This is a genomic window from Falsigemmobacter intermedius, from assembly GCF_004054105.1.
In the GTDB taxonomy this organism is placed as follows: Bacteria; Pseudomonadota; Alphaproteobacteria; order Rhodobacterales; family Rhodobacteraceae; genus Wagnerdoeblera; species Wagnerdoeblera intermedia.
In genome coordinates this window covers 18,391-39,674 of the sequence record NZ_SBLC01000003.1, presented here as the reverse complement: position 1 = coordinate 39,674, position 21,284 = coordinate 18,391, and the positions used below count along the sequence as shown (strand labels likewise).

Here is a 21,284-nt window from a genome sequence, read left to right as displayed (position 1 = left end):
GGCTTACTCCCGGCGCAGCCAGGGCAGATCGGGACCTTTTGGCACGATCCCGTTCGGGTTCAGCGTTTTGATCGAGTAATATCCGCGTTTGACGTGATCGATATTCACCGTCTCGCGCACACCGGGAATATTCATCGCGCGCTCAAGGTAGCTCTGCAGCGCCGGATAATCCGCGATGCGGCGGCGGTTGCATTTGAAAAGCCCGTGATAGGCCGCATCAAAGCGCACGAGGGTCACGAAGAGCCGCACATCGGCCTCCGTGAAGCGCGTGCCCATCAGCCAGGGGCCGGTGCGGTGCAGACGCTCCTCCAGCTTATCGAGGCAGGCGAAAACGCCTTCATAGGCCTCCTCATAAGCCAGTTGAGTGGTGGCGAAGCCCGCGCGATAGACACCATTGTTGAGCGCGGGGTAGATCTCGGCATTGATCGCCTCAATCCCCTCGCGCAGATCCTCAGGGAAGAGGTCCGGTCCGGAGGCAAGATCACCGAAACCCGAGTTGAACATCCGCAGGATATCGGCGGATTCATTGTTCACGATGGTGCCGCGCTTTTTATCCCAAAGCACCGGGACCGTGGCACGGCCGGAAAAGACCGGATCGGCTTTGGTGTAGATCTCATGCATATAGGTGGCACCATTCACCTGATCCGGCCCGGTGAACTGCGGCCCCTCCACCTCCCCGAAGCGCCAGCCCTGGGGGCTGAGTTCCGGCTCCACCACCGAGACCGACACCACCCCGGTCAGGCCTTTCATGCGCCGTGCGATCAGCGTGCGCGAAGCCCAAGGACAGATGAGTGCCACATAAAGGTGATAGCGTCCGGCCTCGGCTTCAAAGCCGCCCTCACCGGTGGGGCCTGCGGCCCCGTCCGGCGTGACCCAGTTGCGAAAGCCCGAGACCTGACGGACAAAGCCCCCCTTCTCGTCTTTCGCCTGAACCGGCTGCCAGTCTTCGGTCCATTTGCCATTTACCAGCATGTCACTCTTCCTCTGTCTCAGACCGCGCGGATGGTGATGGGGGTGTTCCAGGGATCGCGCAGCTCAAACCCAAGCGGGCTCTCAGCGTTAAGTCCGGCGGCGCGCCGCAGTTCCACCGCGCGGGCGGCATCGACACGGATTTCCATATCGGAAAGCCCCGTTGAGGGCATGTCGCGCGGCCCCGCATTGCGGCTGTTCCACACATTGGCCGCGATATGGTGGTGATAGCCATCGGCCGCCATAAAGACCGCGCCCGGGTAATGGCAGGTCACATCAAGCCCCAGATCGCCGGTGTAGAACTTCTGCGCCTCTGCCACAGAGCCCACCTGAAGATGCACATGGCCCACCACCGACCCTTCAGGGACACCCTGCCATTTTACAGAGCCTGCCGATTTCACGATGCCCTCGATATCGAGCGGATCGCTCGACATTTCGACCAGACCGTCTTTCCAGGACCATTGATCCCGGGGCCGGTCGATGTAAATCTCAATGCCGTTGCCTTCGGGATCATTGAGATAGATGGCTTCCGAGACGAGGTGATCGGCAACGCCGCTGACCGGAGCCTGCTGCGCAATCGCCTGTTTCACCCAGGCCCCGAGATCCGCACGCGAGGGCAGCAGGAAGGCCGTGTGGAAAAGCCCGGCCTCTCTTGCGCTGCGCTGCCTTTCTGCTCGATCCTGGCGCAATTCGAGCAGAACCTCGGATCCCGCACCATACCGAGCCGTCTCGCCATCCCGGCCCATCGGGTGAAGGCCGATCACCTCTTCGTAGTAACGTCCCACTTTGTCCAGATCGCGGACGGTCAGGGCGACGCGCCCCATGTGAAGGCTGCTTCCGGTCGGATTGCTCATTTCGGTCTCCCATGCCCTGGGACCAACGCCCGGGCCTGAATATGCGTTGCCCTGAATATGCACTTCCGTTGATTGCTGCAAAAGTGAGTGTGATTGCGATAAACTCCTTCCAATATGGAAGGAATTAAAGCCCTTCACCGCGCGGGGAGAGCGCCCCCCCCTGCCCCGGGCGCGACCCGCCCCCTGACGTCCCGCAACCACGGCGCAAAGCGCCCGGGTAGCGCCTCAGGTGAAGGTTACAGCCCTCAACCCTGCATCTGGCATCGGGCAAAAGAAAACCCCGGCCGGAAGGGCCGGGGTTTGTCTGCGCTGCTCTGAAGACCTCAGACCAGGCGCGAATTTTCCGTCGCCGCACGGATGAAATCGGCAAAGAGCGGATGGGGCTCAAAGGGTTTCGACTTCAGCTCCGGGTGGAACTGCACGCCGATATACCACGGGTGATCTTCCACCTCGACGATCTCAGGCAGCTTGCCGTCGGGCGAAAGGCCCGAGAACTTCAGGCCGCAGCCTTCCAGCTGCTCCATATAGCGGGCATCGACCTCATAACGGTGGCGGTGACGCTCTTCGATCTCGGTGGTGCCATAGACTTCGGCCACGCGGCTGCCGGGGACCAGCTTCGCCGAATAGGCGCCAAGGCGCATGGTGCCGCCCTTGTCATCCGTCGCCTTACGCTCAACCTTATGGTTGCCCTGCACCCATTCTTTCAGATGGTAAACCACCGGGGTGAAACGCTTTTCACCGGCTTCATGGTCGAACTCTTCCGAGCCTGCGTCTTTGATACCGGCAAGGTTCCGCGCGGCTTCAATGACGGCCATCTGCATGCCCAGACAGATGCCCATGTAAGGCACCTTCTTTTCACGCGCAAAGCGGGCCGCTTTGATCTTGCCTTCGGTCCCGCGCTCACCAAAGCCACCCGGAACGAGGATCGCATGGAAGCCTTCGAGGAAGGGGGCCGGATCTTCTTTGTCAAAGATCTCTGCATCAATCCATTCCGCGCGCACTTTCACACGGTTGGCCATGCCACCATGGGTCAGCGCTTCGGCGATCGACTTATAGGCGTCTTCGAGCTGGGTGTATTTGCCGACGATGGCGACACGCACCTCGCCTTCCGGGTTGGTCATGCGGTCCATGACGTCTTCCCAGCGGGCCAGATTCGGCTTCGGCGCAGGCTCAATGCCAAAGGCATTCAGCACGGCCGTATCGAGACCTTCGGCGTGATAGGCCAGCGGTGCCTGATAGATGGTCTTCAGGTCATAGGCCGGGATCACATGCTCTTTGCGCACGTTGCAAAAGAGAGCTATCTTCTCGCGCTCACGCTCAGGAATCGGGTGCTCCGAGCGGCAGACGAGGACGTCAGGTGCCAGACCGATCGACTGCAGCTCTTTCACGGAATGCTGAGTCGGTTTGGTCTTCAGCTCACCCGAAGCGGCCAGATAGGGCAGCAGCGTCAGGTGCATCAGGATGCATTCACCGCGCGGACGCTCATGGATGAACTGACGGATGGCTTCAAAGAAGGGCAGACCCTCAATGTCGCCCACAGTGCCGCCGATTTCACACAGCATGAAATCGACCTCATCTTCGCCGATGCGAAGGTAGTCTTTGATTTCATTGGTGACATGGGGGACGACCTGAATGGTCTTGCCGAGGTAATCACCACGGCGCTCGCGCTCAAGCACGTTGGAATAGATCCGGCCCGAGGAGATCGAGTCGGTCTTGCGCGCCGAGACACCGGTGAAGCGCTCATAGTGGCCAAGGTCGAGGTCAGTTTCCGCGCCGTCATCGGTCACAAAGACTTCGCCATGTTCAAAAGGCGACATCGTGCCGGGATCGACGTTCAGATAGGGGTCGAGCTTGCGCAGACGCACGGAATAGCCGCGGGCCTGAAGCAAAGCGCCAAGAGCGGCCGAAGCCAGCCCTTTACCAAGGGACGAAACAACGCCGCCGGTAATGAAGATATAACGTGCCAAGGCGGCCTCCGTGAGTTGGCGAGCGAATAGCAGAATCGCAGGATCACGGGAGTCAGATCATAAGGATCCGATCCCCCAAATGCAATGCGCGCCCATGTGACCCGGGCGCGCAGGCAGCGAATGCAGCAGGTAGGGATCAGTCGACGCGCGGCGGCGTCAGCGGCTGATTGCCGATGCCAGGCGGCAGCAGATCCGAGCCCGGAGCAGCCGGAGCGGTCATCTGACCATCGGCACCCGGAACGGTATCAACGACCGAAGAGCTAGCAGCATCCTGACGCGCCAGAACGGTCAGCGCGAGCGAGGTGCAGATAAAGGCGATTGCGAGGCCCCAGGTGACCTTGCTCATTGCGGTCGCGGCCGCGCGGCCCGAGACGACGCCACCGCCGCCCCCGCCGATTCCAAGGCCACCGCCCTCAGAGCGCTGCAGCAGGACAACCCCCACCAGCGCAAGCGCGAGGATCAGATGAACGGTGAGGACGATATTTTCCATGCTCAGAACCTTATGATCGGCTGACGCAACTACTTAGGCGCAGAAAAAGTTCAGTGCAAGCACCTGTTCCGGGGAAGAGCGACCCGAACAGTATTTTGCCGCAGCCTTATGGGCGGTGAGCGAGGGCAGTCCATCTGCGCATATCTCAAGCCCGTTCAGGCCCTGTCGCGGCACTCTCGGGACATCCCGCGCAACGGCCTTAAGGGGCTCATGGTCACCTCTTTGTCAGAATCAACGACATCCCGCAGTTCAAACCGGCAGCGGGGCCTTGGGAATCGGTACAAATCCGAACCCGCCCGCCAAATACTCCGGAAATCTGTGGCAGAACGGGCCGGGCACCTTCGCCCTTGCCCTTCACAGGAGGATGGGGCAGAAGAGAGTGAAACCTGTGCCGGGTCAAGCGACCGGCTTCCCGGGCAGCCGGTTTCACCCGCTGCCTGATGACGCATGCCGTGGCCTGCGTTTTTTGGCATTTACAGGTTTGCACCCCGCGCTTCTGTCGATATAGGGGCCAGGGTTTTCTCTCGAGGCAAGGATATTCCTCATGGCCAATGTTGTTGTCGTGGGCGCCCAGTGGGGCGACGAAGGCAAAGGCAAGATCGTCGACTGGCTGTCGGAGCGCGCGGATGTCATCGCCCGCTTCCAGGGCGGTCATAACGCAGGCCACACGCTGGTCATCGACGGCAATGTCTACAAGCTCTCGCTGCTGCCTTCGGGCATCGTGCGCGGCGGCAAGCTGTCGGTCATCGGCAACGGCGTTGTGCTCGATCCCTGGCACCTCGTGACCGAGATCGAAAAGCTGCGCGGTCAGGGCGTCGATATCTCGCCCGAGAATCTGATGATCGCCGAAAACACCTCGCTGATCCTGCCGCTGCACGGCGAGCTGGACCGCGCCCGTGAAGGCGCTGTCGGCGTGGCGAAGATCGGCACCACCGGTCGCGGCATCGGCCCGGCCTATGAAGACAAAGTCGGCCGTCGCGCAATCCGCGTCGCTGACCTTGCCGATGAGGCCACTGTTGAGCTGCGCGTTGACCGCCTGCTGGCACATCACGATGCGCTGCGCCGTGGTCTGGGCCTGGAGCCGATCGACCGTGCAGCCCTGATCGCGCTGCTGAAAGAAATCGCGCCGAAAGTGCTGCCCTATGCACAGCCGGTCTGGAAAGTGCTGACCGACGCGCGCCGCGCCGGCAAGCGCATCCTCTTTGAAGGCGCACAGGGCGCGCTGCTGGACGTCGACTTCGGCACCTATCCCTTCGTGACCTCGTCGAACACGCTCGCAGGCCAGGCCGCGACCGGCGTGGGCCTTGGGCCGACCGCGATCGACTTCGTGCTGGGTATCGTGAAAGCCTACACCACCCGCGTGGGGGAAGGTCCCTTCGCGGCAGAACTCCACGACGAAGACGGTCAGCGTCTGGGCGAGCGCGGCCATGAATTCGGCACCGTCACCGGCCGTAAGCGCCGCTGCGGCTGGTTCGATGCGGTTCTCGTGCGTCAGACCTGCGCCACCTCGGGCGTCTCGGGCATCGCGCTGACCAAGCTCGACGTTCTGGACGGCTTCAAAACGCTGAAAATCTGCGTGGCTTATGAACTCGATGGCAAGCGCATCGACTTCCTGCCGACCGCAGCCGATCAGCAGGCGCGCTGCAAGCCGATCTATGAAGAGATGGAAGGCTGGAGCGAATCGACCGAGGGCGCCCGCTCCTGGGCAGACCTGCCGGCGGCTGCGATCAAATACGTCCGCCGCGTGGAAGAGCTGATCCAATGCCCGGTCGCCATGCTCTCGACCTCGCCCGAGCGCGATGACACCATCCTCGTCACCGATCCCTTCGCTGACTGATGGCGTTAAGCTACCGCGCCAGAAAGCGCCTCGCGCTTTTCATTCTGGTCATTGGCCTGCCGGTTTATATTGTGCTGGCCGTGACCCTTGTCGGGCTGATCGAGCGCCCTTCCCTATGGCTTGAGCTGGCGATTTATATCGGGCTCGGGCTGTTGTGGATCTTCCCGCTGAAGAAAGTTTTTCTTGGCGTGGGACAGGCTGATCCGGACCAGGGCGACTGAACCTGCGGTATAAGCAAAAGGCGCATCCCCCGGGATGCGCCTTTTTTCATGTTCCGGCCTCAGTTCAGGCGGCGGCGCCGTCCTCTGCGAGGGTGAACAACCCGCGGCTCGCGCGCAGGATACGGCCCTCCCGCAGCAGAGTGCCGAAAGCGATCAGCGCTTCATCCCGGCTGAAACCACGGGCATCGAGAGCCGCTTCGCGCATCAGTTGCGGGCGGGTGAACACCGGCTCATCCGCAGAGGCGAGAAGCGCCTGGGCCGCGCTTTCGAGAAGCCGGGTTGCCTGTTCAATCGAGCGACCGGCGCTGCGGGGGCTGACCGGCTCAGGGGCGAGAGCTTCGGCCAGCACGGCAGAGCTGACACGGCGCGGGCGCGCCGGGGCCGCAACCTCCCCCATCTCTTCGGCAACGACGGGTGCAGGCGCACGCTCGACCCGCTGCGAGGAGACCAGCACAAGCGGCGCCACGCGGTCCGCAGGGAGGCTGCGCCCCTGGTCTTCCAGGCTGACCGCATCGGCCAGGTCGTTGCGGTAAACCACGGTTTCATCCTTCGCCTCACGACGAAGACCGGGGATCATGCGCTCAGCCACGGTGGCTGCAACCGCAGCCTTCAGATGAGCGATGGTCGAGGTCCGGCGGCGGGTGGCGGGCTCTTCCATCTCCGAGCCGACCTGACGGATCAGGCGCTCAACAGAGACCTGCGCCGCAGGGGTCGCAGGGGCGGCTTCCGCGCGTTCACGCAGCGGACGCAGCGGTGCCGGGCGGGCGGTTGCGGTCCCGCTGCGCTCAGGGCGGCGCGGCCGGGGCGGACGCGCGACCTCAGCTTCCGCCGCGGCGGGGGCGACCGGCTCCTGCGAAGGGGCGGTATTCACCGCTGGCTCAACAGGGGCCACGGGAGAAGCCTGCGCAGCCGTGGTCTCGGCCAGCGCCCCCAGAAGCGAGGCAATCATACTGTCGGTCCCGGCCTCTGCCTCTGCAGCGGCGGGACGCGCGACGGCGGGGGCATCTTCGCGCAGGATACGGATAACCCGGCGCGGCGGACCGGGGCGGGCCTCAGGCTCTGCCGCAGTCTGCCCCGTCATGCGGGCAATCAGGCTTTGAACATCGCCACCGGCCTCAGGCTCATGCGGGACGGGAGCGCGGCTCTCATTTGCCAGATCGCTGCGCGCCTCAGCCTCAAAACCGGCAAGGCTGTCTTCCAGAGCGTCGAGGCTGAAGGTCGTGTCGGTCGCAGGCGCGGGCGCATCCGGATCTGCGAGGGCAAAATTCGGCGCCACTGAGGGGGCCTCAGCGGCGGCAGCCTCAGTCGCAACAGCCTCAGTCGCAGCAGCCTCGCGCGCGGCAGCCTCACGCGCGGCGCGGCGGGCGCGGCGGCGCTCCATCTGGCGCTGGCGGCGGCGGACTTCCCAGCCCTTCGGGTTCTCTGCGGCAGCCGCAGGCCCCTCAGATTTGGCCTCAGGGGCGGGCTCTTCCTCTGCCGGAAGGGACTCTGCCTCTGCCAGCAGGCTGGCGGCAGTGCGCGACCCTGCGGCAACGAGATCTTCGCCAAGATCACTCTCGGGTGCCAGATCCAGCGTCAGATCCGTCAGATCGGGCATCTGAGCCTCAAGGCCCTCAGCCGCCTGCAGGACGTCGGCCGGCAAAGCCGCAGTCTCCGCCCCGGCGTCGCGGGCCTGAGAGGCCGCACGCAGACGCACCAGACGCTCCGCCGCCGTCTCGCCCCCCGCCTCGGGCGCATCCGCACCACGCAGGACAGGACGCTGCGGAGGCACAGACTGCTCCGTCGCTGCGGCGGGCATGGTCACCTTAGGGGGCTCACGCTCATCAACCTGCGGCGCATCCTCTTCGGCACGCAGCACGACGCTGTTCTCAGTCACCCTTGCTTCGACGCGGCGCTGCAGTTCACGCTCGGCAATGCGGTGCAGCATGGCAGCATCGGGCTGCGGCGGCTCTGCCCCGAAAAACCGATCCTCAGACGCGAGGTCACGAAAGTATTCTGCAATCGCCTTCATCGTGCCGAAGGGATCATTGAACCCCTCCAGCGTGCAGGAGAAGGTTCCGTAAGAAACCGTCAGAATACGGTTCTGTTGCACCATGACATTCTGCCTTCCGTCGGAACGAAACCCTTAACTCTCCCTCTTATCGCCTGTCTCCTGGGAACGGTCAGGGCGAGAAGAAGGATTGTTCATGGCCGAACTTGCCAAACTTTGCCTTAATTGAGATGAGTTTTTCCATGGAAACGAAGCTTGTCGAGTCCCTCCACGGGATCACCCTGATCGGCGGCGGCCCGGTGCCGCCTGCCCTGATGACCGAAGCCCTGGGGCTTGCTCCCACCCTGGTTGCAGCAGACGGCGGGGCGGACCGGGCAATAAAACTTGGGGTTTCCCCCCGGGCAGTCATCGGAGATCTCGACAGTCTGAGCCGTGCAGCGCGGCAGCGGTTCGCCGATCGGTTGCATCGGATCACTGAGCAGTATTCCACCGATTTCGACAAAGCCCTGCGCCATATTTCGGCCCCATTCTGCCTTTGCCTTGGTTTTTCCGGCGGCCGGGTTGATCACACCCTCGCCGTTTTCAACTCTCTCGTGCAAAGATCCGAACGACATGCTCTGATTCTGTCGGCGTCTGACGTGGTTCTTGCAGCGCCGCCGGGGCGGGAGCTGCAGCTGTCGCTGCCCCCCCGCTGCAGAGTGTCGCTCTTTCCCATGGCCTCGGTCACAGGCCGCTCGCAGGGGCTGCGCTGGCCGATCGAGGGGATCCGTTTCACCCCGGCGGGTCACATCGGAACCTCGAATATCGCAAGCTGCCCCGAGGTGCGCCTGCAGTTCGATCAGCCCGGAATGCTGGTTATTCTGCCGCGGGCGCAGCTGCGGGCCGCGCTTTCAGCCCTCGGGACACAACATGTTCCCGGTAAATGATGTAAAGCCCTGAGGCCACGATCACACCGATCCCGCACCAGGTCAGAAGATCGGGGAAGTCGCCAAAGACCGCCCAGGCCAGGGTCGCGGCAGAGACGATCTCAAGATAATGCAGCGGTGCCAGAACGGAGGAGGCGGCGAAACGGAAGGCATAGGTCATCATCAGATGGCTGACGGTCGCGGCCACCCCGACGCCCGCCACCCAGGCCCAGGCGATGCCCTGCGGCAGCACAGGCGCAAGATCCGCGATCTGCCACAGCCCGCCCGCCGCCAGCAGCGGCAGACAGATCAGCGCGGACATCCAGGCGGTGTGAAACTGCATCGCCTCAGGGGCCACATGAAGGGACGCTTCACGGGTAATCATCATATAAGCCGCAAAGCTGATCGCCGTGCCCACGGGCAGCAGGGCCACAAGGCCAAACTCGGAAAATGAGGGCTGGATCACCAGAAGCGCCCCGGCAAAGCCCACCGCACAGGCGGCAATCCGGCGCGGGCCGACCTGCTCGGCAAAGAAGATCCGCCCGGCCAGCAGGATGATGAACGGCTCGACAAAAGCGATGGCCAGGGCATCTGCGATCGGCATAACCGCCACCGCCCGCACAAAGGTCAGGGTCGAGAGAACCGAGGCCAGCGAGCGCCAGAACACCAGCTGTGCGCCGCGCCGCGACATCCCGCCCGGAAAGCGCCCGAGATAAAGCACCGGGGCCATCAGGGCCCCCTGCACCACATAGCGTCCGAGCGTGATGATGCCCACCGAGACCGTGGCCGTTGCGAGCTTTGAGCTCACATCAATCAGCGGCGCGAAAAGACAAAAGCCCAGCATCAGAACAATCCCGGTCATCACCCGGTCACCGGAACGCTGCATTGCCTGCCCTCTTCTGTCTGCCCCCTTCTGATCCATAGCCGCAGCGGCGGTTTGGTAAAGAGCTAAAGCGCAAACAGAACGGCAGCCCCGAAGGGCTGCCGCACTTAAGCCGCACAAAGGGTCAGAGCGTTTCGCGCGCGATCAGATGCCACATGCCGTCTTTGACGATCGAGATGGTCACCTCATTGGCGCCCTGATGGTTATCGGGGGTATATTTCATATGCATGTCGGTCAGCTCGTCATGGAAGTCGAGCTGCTCCATCGCAGCAAGAAAGCTGTCGCGGTTCAGGTCTTTGCCTGCGGCTTCCAGCGCACGCACCACGATATCGGCCGTTGAGTAACCCAGCATGGCAAATCCGGTGGCGGGCTGGCCGTATTTCTCTTCATAAGCCTTCACGAAAGCCGCCGGGACCGGATCCCCCTTGCGCGGCTGCAGATCCACCCAGCCCGCGGCCGCATAAAGCCCGTCGGTAACGCCACCGGGAACCGCCGCCACCGCCTCAAGGAAGCCCGCCGAAGTGGCGAGGAATTTCACATCCGTCCAGCCCATCTGCTTGGCGGTGCCGACCACGGTGATGCCCGCCCGCACGCCCAGCGCCATGGTGATGATCTGACACCCATCGGCCTTCAGTTTCTGCACTGCGCCCACGAAATCCTGCTCATCGGGCTTGTGGGTGGTCTCAGAGGCGAACTCCAGCCCCAGCTCCGCCGCCTTCTCTTTGGTGGCCGAAGAGATCTCTGTGCCAAAGTCGGTCGGCAGATACATCGTGCAGACCTTTTTCAGCCCGGTCTCTTTGGCCAGATAGCGCAGCCCCGCGACGGTCTGATCGTAATAGCTGGAGAAGCCGATGAACTTGGTTTTGAAATTGTCATGCGGCAGCATTTCACGCGCAGCCGTCAGCGGGTTGATGTTAAAGACCCCCTTCGGGTCCATCACCTGAAAGCCTGCCAGGTTATGCGGCGTGCCAAGCGACTGGATCATCGCAAAAACTTTGTCGCGGTTGACCAGCTTGTTATAGGCCTGGGTCGCGCGGGGGAGCTGATAGCCCATATCTTCGGCGATGAATTTGATCTGGCGGCCATGCACGCCGCCTGCGGCATTGGCCTGCTCAAAGCGCAGGGCCGCCCCGTTCATCGCAGGCACACCGATGGCGGCAAAGATCCCCGACATATCATTGACCGAGCCGATCACGACCTCACTGTCGCTGACGCCCTGGGTCTGCGCCAGCGCCGCCTGGGACAGGCCCAGAGCCAGCATGGCACCCGCAACTGCCTTCATGGTCCGTTTCATTCCGTCCTCCCTGCTGCGGCGGCCCTGCCCCCGCGTCACTCAATACATCTGGTCAATCAGTGCCTTATGCTTCTTCTCAACGAAGCTGCGCTTCAGCTTCATGGTGGCGGTCAGTTCGTCATCTTCGGCCGTCAGCAGAACGTCGATGAGGCGAAAATCCTTGATCTGCTCGACACGGGCGAATTCTTTGTTCACGGCCTCAACTTCCGCCCGGATGAGCGCCTGCACCTCTGCGGTGCGGGTCAGAGAGGCAAAGTCAGAGTAGAAGACCTTATGGGTCTGAGCGTACTTTTCGACGTTCTCCTGGTCGATCATAATCAGCGCGGTCAGATATTTGCGCCGGTCACCGATGATCACCGCATCTGAGATGTAATGGCTGAACTTCAGCCGGCTCTCGATCTCGGCGGGGGTGATATTCTTGCCTCCTGCGGTGATGATGATGTCCTTCAGACGCCCGGTGATATAAAGATAACCCTGCTCGTCAATGCGCCCGATATCCCCGGTCCTGAGCCAGCCGTCTGCGGTAAAGGTCTCGGCGGTCTTTTCCGGCAGGTTCAGATAGCCTTTGAAATTTGCCAGCGCTTTGGTCTGGATCTCCCCATCTTCAGCGATCCGCAGATCCACCCCGGGCATCGCCTGACCGACTGAGCCGTGTTTCTCGGCGCCGGGGCGGTTCACGGTGCAGTTCGCGGCATTTTCGGTCATGCCATAGCCCTCATAGACCGGCACGCCGATGGCACGATACCATTTGATCAGCGCCGGACTGATCGGGGCCGCACCGGAAATCCCCTGCTGCAACCGGTCAAGCCCCAGAAGCTGACGCAGATTGCGGAAAACCAACAGATCCGCCGCCCCGATCGCCAGTCGCTGCAGGGGGTTCGGTGCTTTGCCCGAGGCCTGCAGATCGGCGCGCAGCATCCCGGCCTTCATCGCCAGATCAAAGGCTTTGCGCCCGGTCCAGGTCGCCTCCTGGGCAAGGATCAGCACGCGGGAATAGATCTTCTCCCAGACCCGCGGCACGGCGGAAAAGGTCTGCGGGCTGACCTCGCGCAGGTTGTCGAAAACCGTCTCAGTGCTTTCGGCAAAATTCACGATCGAACGCGCCGCCAGCGGGAAATAGGCCGAGTTGTCCCGCTCAAAAATATGACAAAGCGGCAGAAAGCAGAGCTGCTCAGCCCCCGGCTTTACCGCCAGATTGCAAAGCCCGCCGTGAATGGCGTGAATGATATTCTCATGGGTCAGCATCGCGCCTTTGGGCGGGCCGGTGGTGCCGGAGGTATAGATGAGCAGCGCCACATCTTCGGGGCGGTTGCAGTCAATCTCGGCCTCAAAGAGCCCGGGGTTTGCCGCCTCAAAACTGCGGCCAAGATCGTAAAGCGCGTCCAGAAACAGAAAGCGCTCGCCGCTCAGCGCGTGGAGGCCCTCGTCTTCGAGGATGATGACCTTTTCCACCCCCGGCGCGCCGTCGGGAATTTCGAGAAATTTATCAAGCTGTTCTTCGTTTTCCACCACCAGAAAGCGGCAGCGGCTGTCACTCAGGATATAGCCGAGCTGGCTGGCGGAATCGGTGGTATAGACCCCCGAAGAAATGCCCCCCATGCATTGCACGCCCTGGTCGATATACAGCCACTCTTTGCGGTCTTCTGACAGGATCTGCACCACATCACCGCGCTGCATCCCAAGGCTGCGCAGGCCCAGGCCGATCCATCGGGCATGGGTATAGTAGTCGCCCCAGGTAAATTCCTTCCAGATGCCAAGGTGCTTCTCTCGATGCGCCACCGCATCCGGCGTCTCCTCCGCCCGCAAGCGAAAGAGCGCGGACAGCGTGGCACAGCCATCCACCATCAGCGGGCGCTGGCCACTGTCTTCATTGATCGAGATGCCTTTGACGCTGCGCATTTTCGGAACCGGCTGCTGCATCGACATGCTCACCTCCAGGTCTTTCGGCGCTTCCAGCGGCGCTCACCGCGGGCACCTTCATTGGCGTGGCCCAGATAGAAGCTCTGAATATCCTCCGACTCCGCCAGCCGCGCGGCAGAGCCGTTCATCACAATCCGCCCAAGCTCCAGCACATAGCCATCATCGGCCAGATCCAGCGCCACGGCCGCATTCTGCTCAACCAGCATCATGGTGACGCCTTCATCTTTATTGAGCCGCCGGAGGATCGCGAAAATCTCCTGCGTCAGCAGCGGCGAAAGGCCGAGCGAAGGCTCATCAAGCAGCATCAGCTTCGGTCGCAGCATCAGCCCGCGTCCGATGGCCAGCATCTGCTGCTGCCCGCCCGAAAGCGTGCCTGCTTCCTGGGCGCGGCGCTCGGCAAGGATCGGGAAGTAGGTGAAGACCATCTCACGGTCGCGGGCGATCTCCGCCTTATCCCGGCGCCGGTAAGCCCCAAGCGTCAGGTTCTCATCCACCGTCAGCAGGGGAAAGACCTCACGCCCCTCCGGGACATGGACGATACCGGCCTCAACAACGCGGTGCGGCTCCAGCCCGCTGACCGTCTCGCCCTCCAGCAAAATCTCACCCTTCTCGGCGGTCATAATGCCGGAGACGGTCTTCAGAAGCGTGGTCTTCCCCGCGCCATTGGCCCCCAGAACCGCAACCACCCTGCCCCGCGCCACACTCAGCGAGACGCCCCGCAGCGCCATGATCGGACCGTAGAAGGTTTCGAGATTGCGGATCTCCAGCAGAGGTGTGCTCATCTGCGCTCTCCGCTGGCTGTGGCGGTTTTAGAGATGGCGCTGGTCCCGAGGTAGGCTGCGATCACTGCCGGATCGGATTGAACCTCCGCAGGCGTGCCTTCAGCGATCTTTTTGCCGCCATCGAGCGCCACCACCCGGTCACAGACCCGCGCCACCAGGCCCATGTCATGCTCAACCATCAGAACCGTGATGCCCATCTGGCGGCGGATGTCATCGATCCACCAGCGCATATTCTGCGTCTCTTCGACCGAGAGGCCGGAGGCAGGTTCATCAAGCAGCAGAAGGCGCGGTTTTGTGGCGAGCGCCCGGCCCAGTTCCACCACTTTGCGGATGCCGTAAGGCAGCCCGGCAATGCGCTGGTCGCGATAGGGTTGCAGATCCAGAAAGTCGATCACCTCTTCCACAGCCTCCCGGTGGGCCCGCTCCTCCGCGCGGACCCGCGGGGTGAAGAGGATATTCTCAAGAGCGCTGGCCCGCCGGTGGCGGTGACGACCGACCAGCAGGTTCTGCAAAACCGTTGCCTGGTGAAAAAGCTCGATGTTCTGAAAGGTCCGCGCCACGCCTGAGGACGGAACAGCATGAGACGGACGGGCCAGAAGATCCTGCCCGTCAAAGCGGATGGTGCCGGAAGCGGGCGTGTAGAACCGTGAGATCAGGTTGAAGACGGTCGACTTCCCCGCCCCATTCGGCCCGACGAGAGCGAAAACCTCCCCCTCATTGACCGAGAGGTTCAGCGCGTTCACGGCCGTCAGCCCGCCGAATTTCAGGGTGACGTCTTTTAATTCCAAAAGGCTCACCGCAGACGCTCCGTTTTGAGATAGGACTTCTGACGCTTGAACATGTCCTTACGCGCAAAGGGGAATAATTCTGCCCATGTACGTATTTTCAGCCATCTTCCATAGAGTCCCATCGGCTCAAAGAGGATGAAGAGGATCAGAAGGAACCCAAAGACACCCGTTTCCAGTCCCGGTACCGACATGCCCCGCCCGAAGGAGGAGGTGAGAATGGAGAGGAGCTGCGGCAGGAAGGCCACGACAACGGCCCCCAGAAAAGCGCCATGGATGAAGCCAAGGCCGCCGACAACCACCATCATCACCAGCTGAATGGCGATCAGGAAGTTGAAGGTCTCATTGTTAAAGGCCCCGGCAAACAGCCCCATCAGCGCGCCGCCAAGACCTGCAATGGCACAGGAAAGACCAAAAGCCATTGTCTTTGTCCGGGCGATATCAACCCCCATGGCCTGCGCCGAGATCTCACTGTCGCGCACGGCAGCAAAGCTGCGCCCAAGGGGAGAGCGCAGGATATTGCGGTAAGCAAAGGTCACCCCGATCACCACCGCCAGCACCATCCAGTAATAGTAATCCGGGGTGGACCAGCGGTCGATCACCAACCCGAAGATGTTGATTTCCGGGGCATATTTCCCGTTCACGCCTCCCGTCCAGGGAGCCAGAAGCACAATCAGATCATCCGCCAGAATGGCCAGAGCAAGCGTCGCAATCGCCAGATAGACCCCGTGCAGTTTCAGGGCCGGTATGGCGATCAACGCGCCTACCAGCCCGGTGATCACGCCCGCCAGCAGGAAGGCGGGGATGAAAGGCACGCCCGCCTCCATCATCATCACGCAGGCATAACAGCCAAGCGCCATGAAGGCGGAATGCCCAAGGCTCACCTGCCCTGTCTGTCCCGTCAGCAACATCAGACCCAGACCTGAGACGGTCCAGATCAGCACATTGGTCATCTCCCCAATAAAAAACTCATCCAGCAGAAAGGGCAGAGACAGCGCCAGGACCAGCAGCGCCAGATAAAGCCCCCGCTTCCACCAATCGGGGAAGAGGTCGATGTCGGTGTCGTAACCGGTCTTAAAGTGAAACCGCATCGCTCAGACCTTTTTGGTGCGGACCTGCGCAAACAGGCCATGCGGACGAAACACAAGAACAAGGATCAACAGGGCATAGGGAGCAATCTGGCTGTAGCCCGGTGGCAGGTAGCGCGCTGCAAAGGGTTCGATCACCCCGACGATGATGCCGCCGAAAAGCGCCCCGGGCAGCGAGCCGAAGCCGCCGATCACCGCTGCCGCGAAGGCCTTGATGCCAATAAATCCGGCATTCGGATCGATCGCGCCTTTTGAGGCATAAAGCACCCCGGCCACCGCCGCGACCACACCGGCCAGCGCCCAGACCAGACCCTGGACGCGCTTTACCGGGATCCCCATGTAATAGGCTGCCATCTGGTTCTGACTGGCCGCCTGCATCGCAAGGCCGATCCGGGTGCGCTGAAAGAACTGAAAGAGAAAAAAGGTCAGCAGCAGCGTGGTGATAATCACCGCCAGATCCGCCACGCTCAGCACCACGCCGCCGAAGCGCAGTTCCCCGCCTGCCAGCGGTGAATGCAGCGACTGCGGGTCATGCCCCCAGATCACGCCCACCACAAAGCGGATCACAAAGCCCAGAGCAATCGTCAGAATGATGACCGAAGTCTGGCTCTCTCCAAATACCGCGCGCAGGATCGTGGCATCGATCAGATAACCGATGGCGGCCATGATCAGCAGCGCAAGCGGCAGCGCCAGCCAGAAGGGAATTCCAAGGTACTGCGGATTCACGAGGCCCAGGGTGACAAAGGCCCCAAGCATCATCAGATCCCCCTGGGCGAAATTCACCGCCTCGGTAGCCTTGTAGATCAGAACGAAGCCAAGCGCGACCAGCCCGTAGACACAGCCATTGGCCAGCCCGCTTACGAGGAGCTGTACCACGTCCATCGATGTCCTCCCTGAGCAGGCGATGCTCTGCGGCGGCGTCCTGCACCGGGCAGGCCTCCCGCCTGCCCCTGAGCCATGTGGCATCGCCTCAGGCGCAGTCGTCAAGGAAAATTCCCGGCTGACCTTAGGGAAGCGGACGGCCCGGGAGATCACACCGGCGTCACCGTCGCGGCATTTCGGCGTGAGCACATGCGAAAAAGCCCCGCAAAAGCGGGGCTTATCCAGGTCACATCTCATCAGAGATCAGGCGTGTTTTTTCTTGCGGCCTTTGATGCCCGACCAGAGCTTTTTGTTGGTCAGATAGAGCAGAACAGCAAGGATGCTCAGGAAGATCACAGCCGTGAAGCCAGCCTGTTTACGGGCCATCATCTTCGGCTCAGCCGTCCACATCAGGAAGGCGGTGACATCTTCAGCCATCGCGCGTGCGGTATTGGCGTGACCATCGTCATATTCAACGAGACCATCCGAGGCCAGCGGCGGGGCCATGGCGATCCAGCCGCCCGGGAAGGCGGTGTTTTCATAGAAGGTCGAGCCGGCTTCTTCTTTCTCGTTGCCGGTGTAACCGGTGAGAAGCGAAGCGATATACTCAGGACCGCCGATGCCATTGACGAACTGGTTGATGCCAAGGCCGTAGGGGCCGTGGAAGCCCGAGCGGGCTTTTGCCATCAGCGACAGATCCGGCGCGGTCGGCAGACCCGAAGCCGGGAAGTGGTCCGAGGTCTCACGGGCACGCTCTTCGCCATCAGGCAGAGCCACGGGGGCAAGGCCTTTGGCATAGGCACGGACCTGGTCTTCGGGCAGCGCAGGGCCGCCCTTGTCTGCCAGCGAGCGGATCGCGACATGCTCAAGACCGTGGCAGGCGGCGCAGACTTCGGTGTAGACCTTCAGACCGCGCTGCAGCTGCAGCTCATCGTATTTACCGAAGGGGCCTTCAAAGGAGAAGGCGAAGTCTTCGATGTGACCGGCAGCGCCTGCAGCCATGGCTGCGGCCGGAGCCAGTGCCAGGGCAGCTGCGAGGGAGAGTTTGCGGATCATGTTCATTGTCCCTTCTCTCACTTCGCCGGCTGTTCGTAGTGCGAGTTGAAGTCATCTTCGATGGTTGCCGGCAGCGGCAGCGGCTTCTCAATGAGGCCCAGCAGCGGCAGGATCACCAGGAAGTAGGCGAACCAATAGGTCGATGCGATCAGCGAGATCCAGGTGTAGAGGCCTTCAGCCGGCATTGCGCCAACCCACATCAGCACCATGAAGTCGATGGCCAGCAGCCAGTACCACCATTTGAACATCGGACGGTATTTGCCCGAACGCACCGAGGAGGTGTCCAGCCAGGGCGCCAGCGCCAGCACGGCAATCGCGCCGAACATCGCCAGAACACCGAAGAATTTCGCGTCGACGATACCGAAGGTGACCCAGTTGACCAGCATCACAACCCAGACGTCTGCGGTGAAGGCGCGCAGGATCGCGTAGAAGGGCAGGAAGTACCATTCCGGGACGATATGTGCCGGGGTGACCAGCGGGTTCGCCGGGATGTAGTTGTCCGGGTGGCCGAGGTAGTTCGGCATGAAGCCCACGATCGCGAAGAAGACGATCAGCACGACAGCAAGGGCCAGCAGATCCTTGATGACGTAGTAGGGCCAGAACGGAACGGTGTCTTTTTCCGCTTCGGCTTTCGAGGTGCGACGCACTTCGACACCGGTCGGGTTGCCGTTGCCAACGTGGTGGAAGGCCCAGATGTGCAGACCCACCAGAGCAGCGATGACGAAGGGCAGCAGGTAGTGCAGCGAGAAGAAGCGGTTCAGCGTTGCGTTATCAACAGCCGGTCCGCCCAGCAGCCACTCCTGAATCGCCGGACCAACGCCCGGGATCGCGCCGAAGAGGCCGGTGATCACGGTTGCACCCCAGAACGACATCTGACCCCAGGGCAGAACATAGCCCATGAAGGCCGTCGCCATCATCGCAAGGTAGATCAGCATCCCGAGGATCCAGACCACTTCGCGCGGCGCTTTGTACGAGCCGTAGTAAAGGCCACGGAACATGTGCAGGTAAACGGCAACGAAGAAGAGCGACGCTCCGTTGGCATGCAGATAGCGGATCATATGGCCGCCGTTCACGTTGCGCATGATATGCTCAACCGACGAGAAGGCCAGATCCACATGGGGGGTGTAGTGCATCACGAGGACGATGCCGGTGATGATCTGAAGACCAAGGCAGAATGCGAGGACAATGCCCCAGATCCACATCCAGTTCAGGTTCTTCGGCGTCGGGATCATCAGCGTGTCATAGGCGACCGAGACGATCGGCAGGCGCTTATGGAGCCACTTTTCGATGCCGGTCTTCGGCTCGTAGTGATCGTGCGGGATTCCAGACATGGGTCGCTCCTCAGCCCAGCTTGATGGTGTTGGGGTCGACGAAGGACGCGACCGGAATATGCAGGTTTTCCGGCGCAGGCCCGCGGCGGATACGGCCGGCCGTATCGTAGTGCGATCCGTGGCACGGGCAGAACCAGCCACCGAAGTCGCCGGCAGCATTCCCGATCGGCACGCAGCCAAGGTGCGTACAGACGCCCGACATCACCAGCCATTCGCCGGCGTCATCCATTGCGCGGTTGGCATCGGACGCATCGGTCCCGGCCTTGTTCGGGTTGCGCGACGAATTGTCGATCAGCGCTGCGCCGTCATCTTTGCGACCGGCTTCAATCTCAGCCGCGGTGCGGCGACGAATGAAGACGGGCTTACCGAGATATTTGACGGTCAGCTGGGTGCCGGCCTCAATGCCCGAAATGTCGACAAAAATTGACGACAGAGCCTGAACATCTGCGGACGGGTTCATCTGGTTGATCAGCGGCCAGACGGCGGCGCCGGTCGCAACTGCGCCCGCCCCGGCCGTGGCATAATACAGGAAATCCCTGCGGGTGCCTGCGTGATCATCTGCGTGGGACACGTGTCTAACTCCCTCTGCCGGCCGGGGAGACCGGCCAAATGCGCTGAACGGGGACGCGCACGGCATCCCCCTCATGGGCGGCTTTTAGCCGCACACATGGCCCACGTCCAGCGAACAAACCAAATCCAGGGGCGGCTTTTTACCGCCTGCGACCTGATGGCCACCCTGAAATTGCCTTGCTTCGAAAGAAAAAGTCACGCGTGAAAGCTGACCGCTTCGGTCAGGCTTTGGCCGAAGTGCGGGGGGAATCACATTTCAGTTAATGTCACAGCCGGGATCATCCCCGCCCTGGGGGCGGGACGACAGCGCCGCTGCCCCGCGCCGGTACTGAGAAAATCAAAACGCATCTGCGGAGACCGCAGATGCGCGGGGCCATGTCACCATGACCGGTGCAGGATCAGACAGACGCGATACGCGACATCTCTTCCTTCAGGCGCATCTTCTGGCGCTTCATTTCTGTGATCTTGAGGTCATCACTGGCGGGGCTGCGCTGCTCCTGCTCAACCTTGACAGAGAGGGCTTCATGTTTCCGGCGAAGTTCCTGCAGATGCGAACTCACGGTCATTTCGGTCTCCTTCTGAACCCTGATGGGAGTTCCATGGCAACACGGAAGACGAGTCGTGTCACTACACCGAAATGTTACAAAGCCGTTTAATTCTGCCTCTCAGCCAAAGACCGCCAGGGCCGCGCCTTCGCGCAGCACCGAACGCGCAAGGGGCGCATAGCTTTCGCGGTCGCCCCCGTGCACGGCCCCCTCATGCATGATCAGCGGAGCCAGAAGCCGGAAAGCCCCCTTCGCCCCCTTGCGTGCCTGCACGATGACCCGGTTCGCGGCCCGGCCCTCCCGGGGGGCCAGCGGCAGAACGGTGATCGCGCCAAAGCCGTTGCAGCCAGCCAGAATATCCGGCAGCCGGTCAGCGGAATTGATCATCGTCAGATAGCCGCCCGGATGAAGCCGTTTGCGTGCCGCAAGGATCCAGTCCGAAAGCGGCGTGTCCTCACGCTGCGCCGTCTCACGGCCTGCGTCGCGGGCAGCGGTGCCTCCCTCTGCCGTAAAATAGGGCGGATTGGCGATCACATGATCAAACGAGCCCCGCAGAGCCGGAGGCATCTCGCGCAGATCACCGGTATGGACCTCAAAGGCTATCCCGGTGGTGGCGGCATTCTGCCGCGCCAGCGCCGCATAGGCGGGCTGCAACTCCAGGCCAGAAAGGCTCAGGCCCGGAACGCGGCTGCCCAGGCAAAGCGAGGCCACCCCCACGCCGCAGCCCAGTTCCAGCACAGCCTGCCCCGGTCGGGCCGAACAGGCCGCTGCCAGAAGAACCGGATCCGCGGCCGCCCGATAGCCCTCCCGCGGCTGGGCCAGACGCAGACGCCCCCCGAGGAAAAGATCCTGACTCTGCGCCTCAGGCGGGAAACACTCGGTCATCCCGGTCAACTCCAGTCCGTCTGCCGTCACAAGGCCCTGAAGCGGGCCGCC

At 62.2% G+C, this 21,284-nt stretch carries 20 protein-coding genes; 3 read left to right on the top strand and 17 right to left on the bottom strand.

Going from position 1 to position 21,284, the window contains the following annotated elements; genetic code table 11:
• Positions 1-3: 3 nt before the first annotated feature.
• The 4 genes from EP867_RS02425 to secG all read right to left on the bottom strand — a co-directional run bounded on the left by EP867_RS02425 (position 4) and on the right by secG (position 4,280).
• Entirely contained in the window at positions 4-972 is a 969-nt protein-coding gene (locus EP867_RS02425) for a glutathione S-transferase family protein (protein WP_128486619.1), read from the bottom strand.
• Between the two features lie 17 nt (positions 973-989).
• Positions 990-1,823, bottom strand: coding sequence for a VOC family protein (locus EP867_RS02420; RefSeq protein ID WP_128486618.1), 834 nt, complete (start codon positions 1,821-1,823; stop codon positions 990-992).
• Between the two features lie 323 nt (positions 1,824-2,146).
• Positions 2,147-3,790 carry a CTP synthase gene (locus EP867_RS02415; protein ID WP_128486617.1) on the bottom strand — a complete coding sequence of 548 codons (1,644 nt, stop codon included), beginning with the start codon at positions 3,788-3,790 and terminating at the stop codon, positions 2,147-2,149.
• Between the two features lie 136 nt (positions 3,791-3,926).
• Positions 3,927-4,280 (bottom strand): preprotein translocase subunit SecG, encoded by a 354-nt coding sequence (secG, locus tag EP867_RS02410; RefSeq protein ID WP_128486616.1) that lies wholly within the window; start codon positions 4,278-4,280, stop codon positions 3,927-3,929.
• A 544-nt stretch (positions 4,281-4,824) separates the two neighbouring features.
• Here secG and EP867_RS02405 point away from each other — a divergent pair.
• Together EP867_RS02405 and EP867_RS02400 are read left to right on the top strand one after the other, a co-directional pair.
• Positions 4,825-6,117, top strand: a complete 1,293-nt coding sequence (locus tag EP867_RS02405) for an adenylosuccinate synthase (protein ID WP_128486615.1) — start codon at positions 4,825-4,827, stop codon at positions 6,115-6,117.
• Positions 6,117-6,338, top strand: a complete 222-nt coding sequence (locus EP867_RS02400; RefSeq protein ID WP_128486614.1) for a DUF2842 domain-containing protein — start codon at positions 6,117-6,119, stop codon at positions 6,336-6,338. Before EP867_RS02405 ends, EP867_RS02400 begins: the two co-directional genes overlap by 1 nt.
• Before the next feature lie 64 nt (positions 6,339-6,402).
• Here EP867_RS02400 and EP867_RS02395 read toward each other — a convergent pair whose 3' ends face one another.
• Complete coding sequence (locus EP867_RS02395; protein ID WP_128486613.1) at positions 6,403-8,433, bottom strand: hypothetical protein; 2,031 nt, start codon at positions 8,431-8,433, stop codon at positions 6,403-6,405.
• Positions 8,434-8,570: 137 nt separating this feature from the next.
• Between EP867_RS02395 and EP867_RS02390 the strand changes: the two genes are divergently transcribed.
• Positions 8,571-9,254, top strand: a complete 684-nt coding sequence (locus tag EP867_RS02390; RefSeq protein ID WP_128486612.1) for a thiamine diphosphokinase — start codon at positions 8,571-8,573, stop codon at positions 9,252-9,254.
• On the opposite strand, the gene EP867_RS02385 is transcribed toward EP867_RS02390, so the two are convergent.
• The 12 genes from EP867_RS02385 to EP867_RS02330 form a co-directional block, all read right to left on the bottom strand.
• Positions 9,184-10,119 (bottom strand): DMT family transporter, encoded by a 936-nt coding sequence (locus EP867_RS02385; protein ID WP_128486611.1) that lies wholly within the window; start codon positions 10,117-10,119, stop codon positions 9,184-9,186. The two genes, EP867_RS02390 and EP867_RS02385, sit on opposite strands and share 71 nt — an antisense overlap.
• Before the next feature lie 121 nt (positions 10,120-10,240).
• Positions 10,241-11,410 (bottom strand): ABC transporter substrate-binding protein, encoded by a 1,170-nt coding sequence (locus EP867_RS02380; RefSeq protein WP_128486610.1) that lies wholly within the window; start codon positions 11,408-11,410, stop codon positions 10,241-10,243.
• A 39-nt stretch (positions 11,411-11,449) separates the two neighbouring features.
• Positions 11,450-13,336 carry an AMP-dependent synthetase/ligase gene (locus tag EP867_RS02375; protein ID WP_128486609.1) on the bottom strand — a complete coding sequence of 629 codons (1,887 nt, stop codon included), beginning with the start codon at positions 13,334-13,336 and terminating at the stop codon, positions 11,450-11,452.
• A gap of 2 nt (positions 13,337-13,338) precedes the next feature.
• Positions 13,339-14,112: an ABC transporter ATP-binding protein gene (locus EP867_RS02370; RefSeq protein WP_128486608.1), complete on the bottom strand. Its 774-nt coding sequence runs from the start codon at positions 14,110-14,112 to the stop codon at positions 13,339-13,341.
• Entirely contained in the window at positions 14,109-14,909 is an 801-nt protein-coding gene (locus EP867_RS02365) for an ABC transporter ATP-binding protein (protein ID WP_128486607.1), read from the bottom strand. The genes EP867_RS02370 and EP867_RS02365 overlap by 4 nt, the downstream gene beginning before the upstream one ends.
• Positions 14,906-15,988, bottom strand: coding sequence for a branched-chain amino acid ABC transporter permease (locus EP867_RS02360; protein WP_128486606.1), 1,083 nt, complete (start codon positions 15,986-15,988; stop codon positions 14,906-14,908). Before EP867_RS02360 ends, EP867_RS02365 begins: the two co-directional genes overlap by 4 nt.
• A 3-nt stretch (positions 15,989-15,991) precedes the next feature.
• Positions 15,992-16,867 (bottom strand): branched-chain amino acid ABC transporter permease, encoded by an 876-nt coding sequence (locus EP867_RS02355; RefSeq protein ID WP_128486605.1) that lies wholly within the window; start codon positions 16,865-16,867, stop codon positions 15,992-15,994.
• A 243-nt stretch (positions 16,868-17,110) separates the two neighbouring features.
• Positions 17,111-17,902 (bottom strand): cytochrome c1, encoded by a 792-nt coding sequence (locus tag EP867_RS02350; protein WP_128486604.1) that lies wholly within the window; start codon positions 17,900-17,902, stop codon positions 17,111-17,113.
• 17 nt (positions 17,903-17,919) lie between these two features.
• Entirely contained in the window at positions 17,920-19,233 is a 1,314-nt protein-coding gene (petB, locus tag EP867_RS02345; protein ID WP_128486603.1) for a cytochrome b, read from the bottom strand.
• Between the two features lie 10 nt (positions 19,234-19,243).
• A complete protein-coding gene (gene petA, locus EP867_RS02340) occupies positions 19,244-19,804 on the bottom strand; it encodes a ubiquinol-cytochrome c reductase iron-sulfur subunit (RefSeq protein WP_128486602.1) in 561 nt (186 codons plus the stop codon).
• Positions 19,805-20,201: 397 nt separating this feature from the next.
• Entirely contained in the window at positions 20,202-20,369 is a 168-nt protein-coding gene (locus EP867_RS02335; protein ID WP_128486601.1) for a YdcH family protein, read from the bottom strand.
• A gap of 99 nt (positions 20,370-20,468) precedes the next feature.
• Positions 20,469-21,233 (bottom strand): tRNA1(Val) (adenine(37)-N6)-methyltransferase, encoded by a 765-nt coding sequence (locus EP867_RS02330; protein WP_128486600.1) that lies wholly within the window; start codon positions 21,231-21,233, stop codon positions 20,469-20,471.
• Between the last annotated feature and the right edge of the window lie 51 nt (positions 21,234-21,284).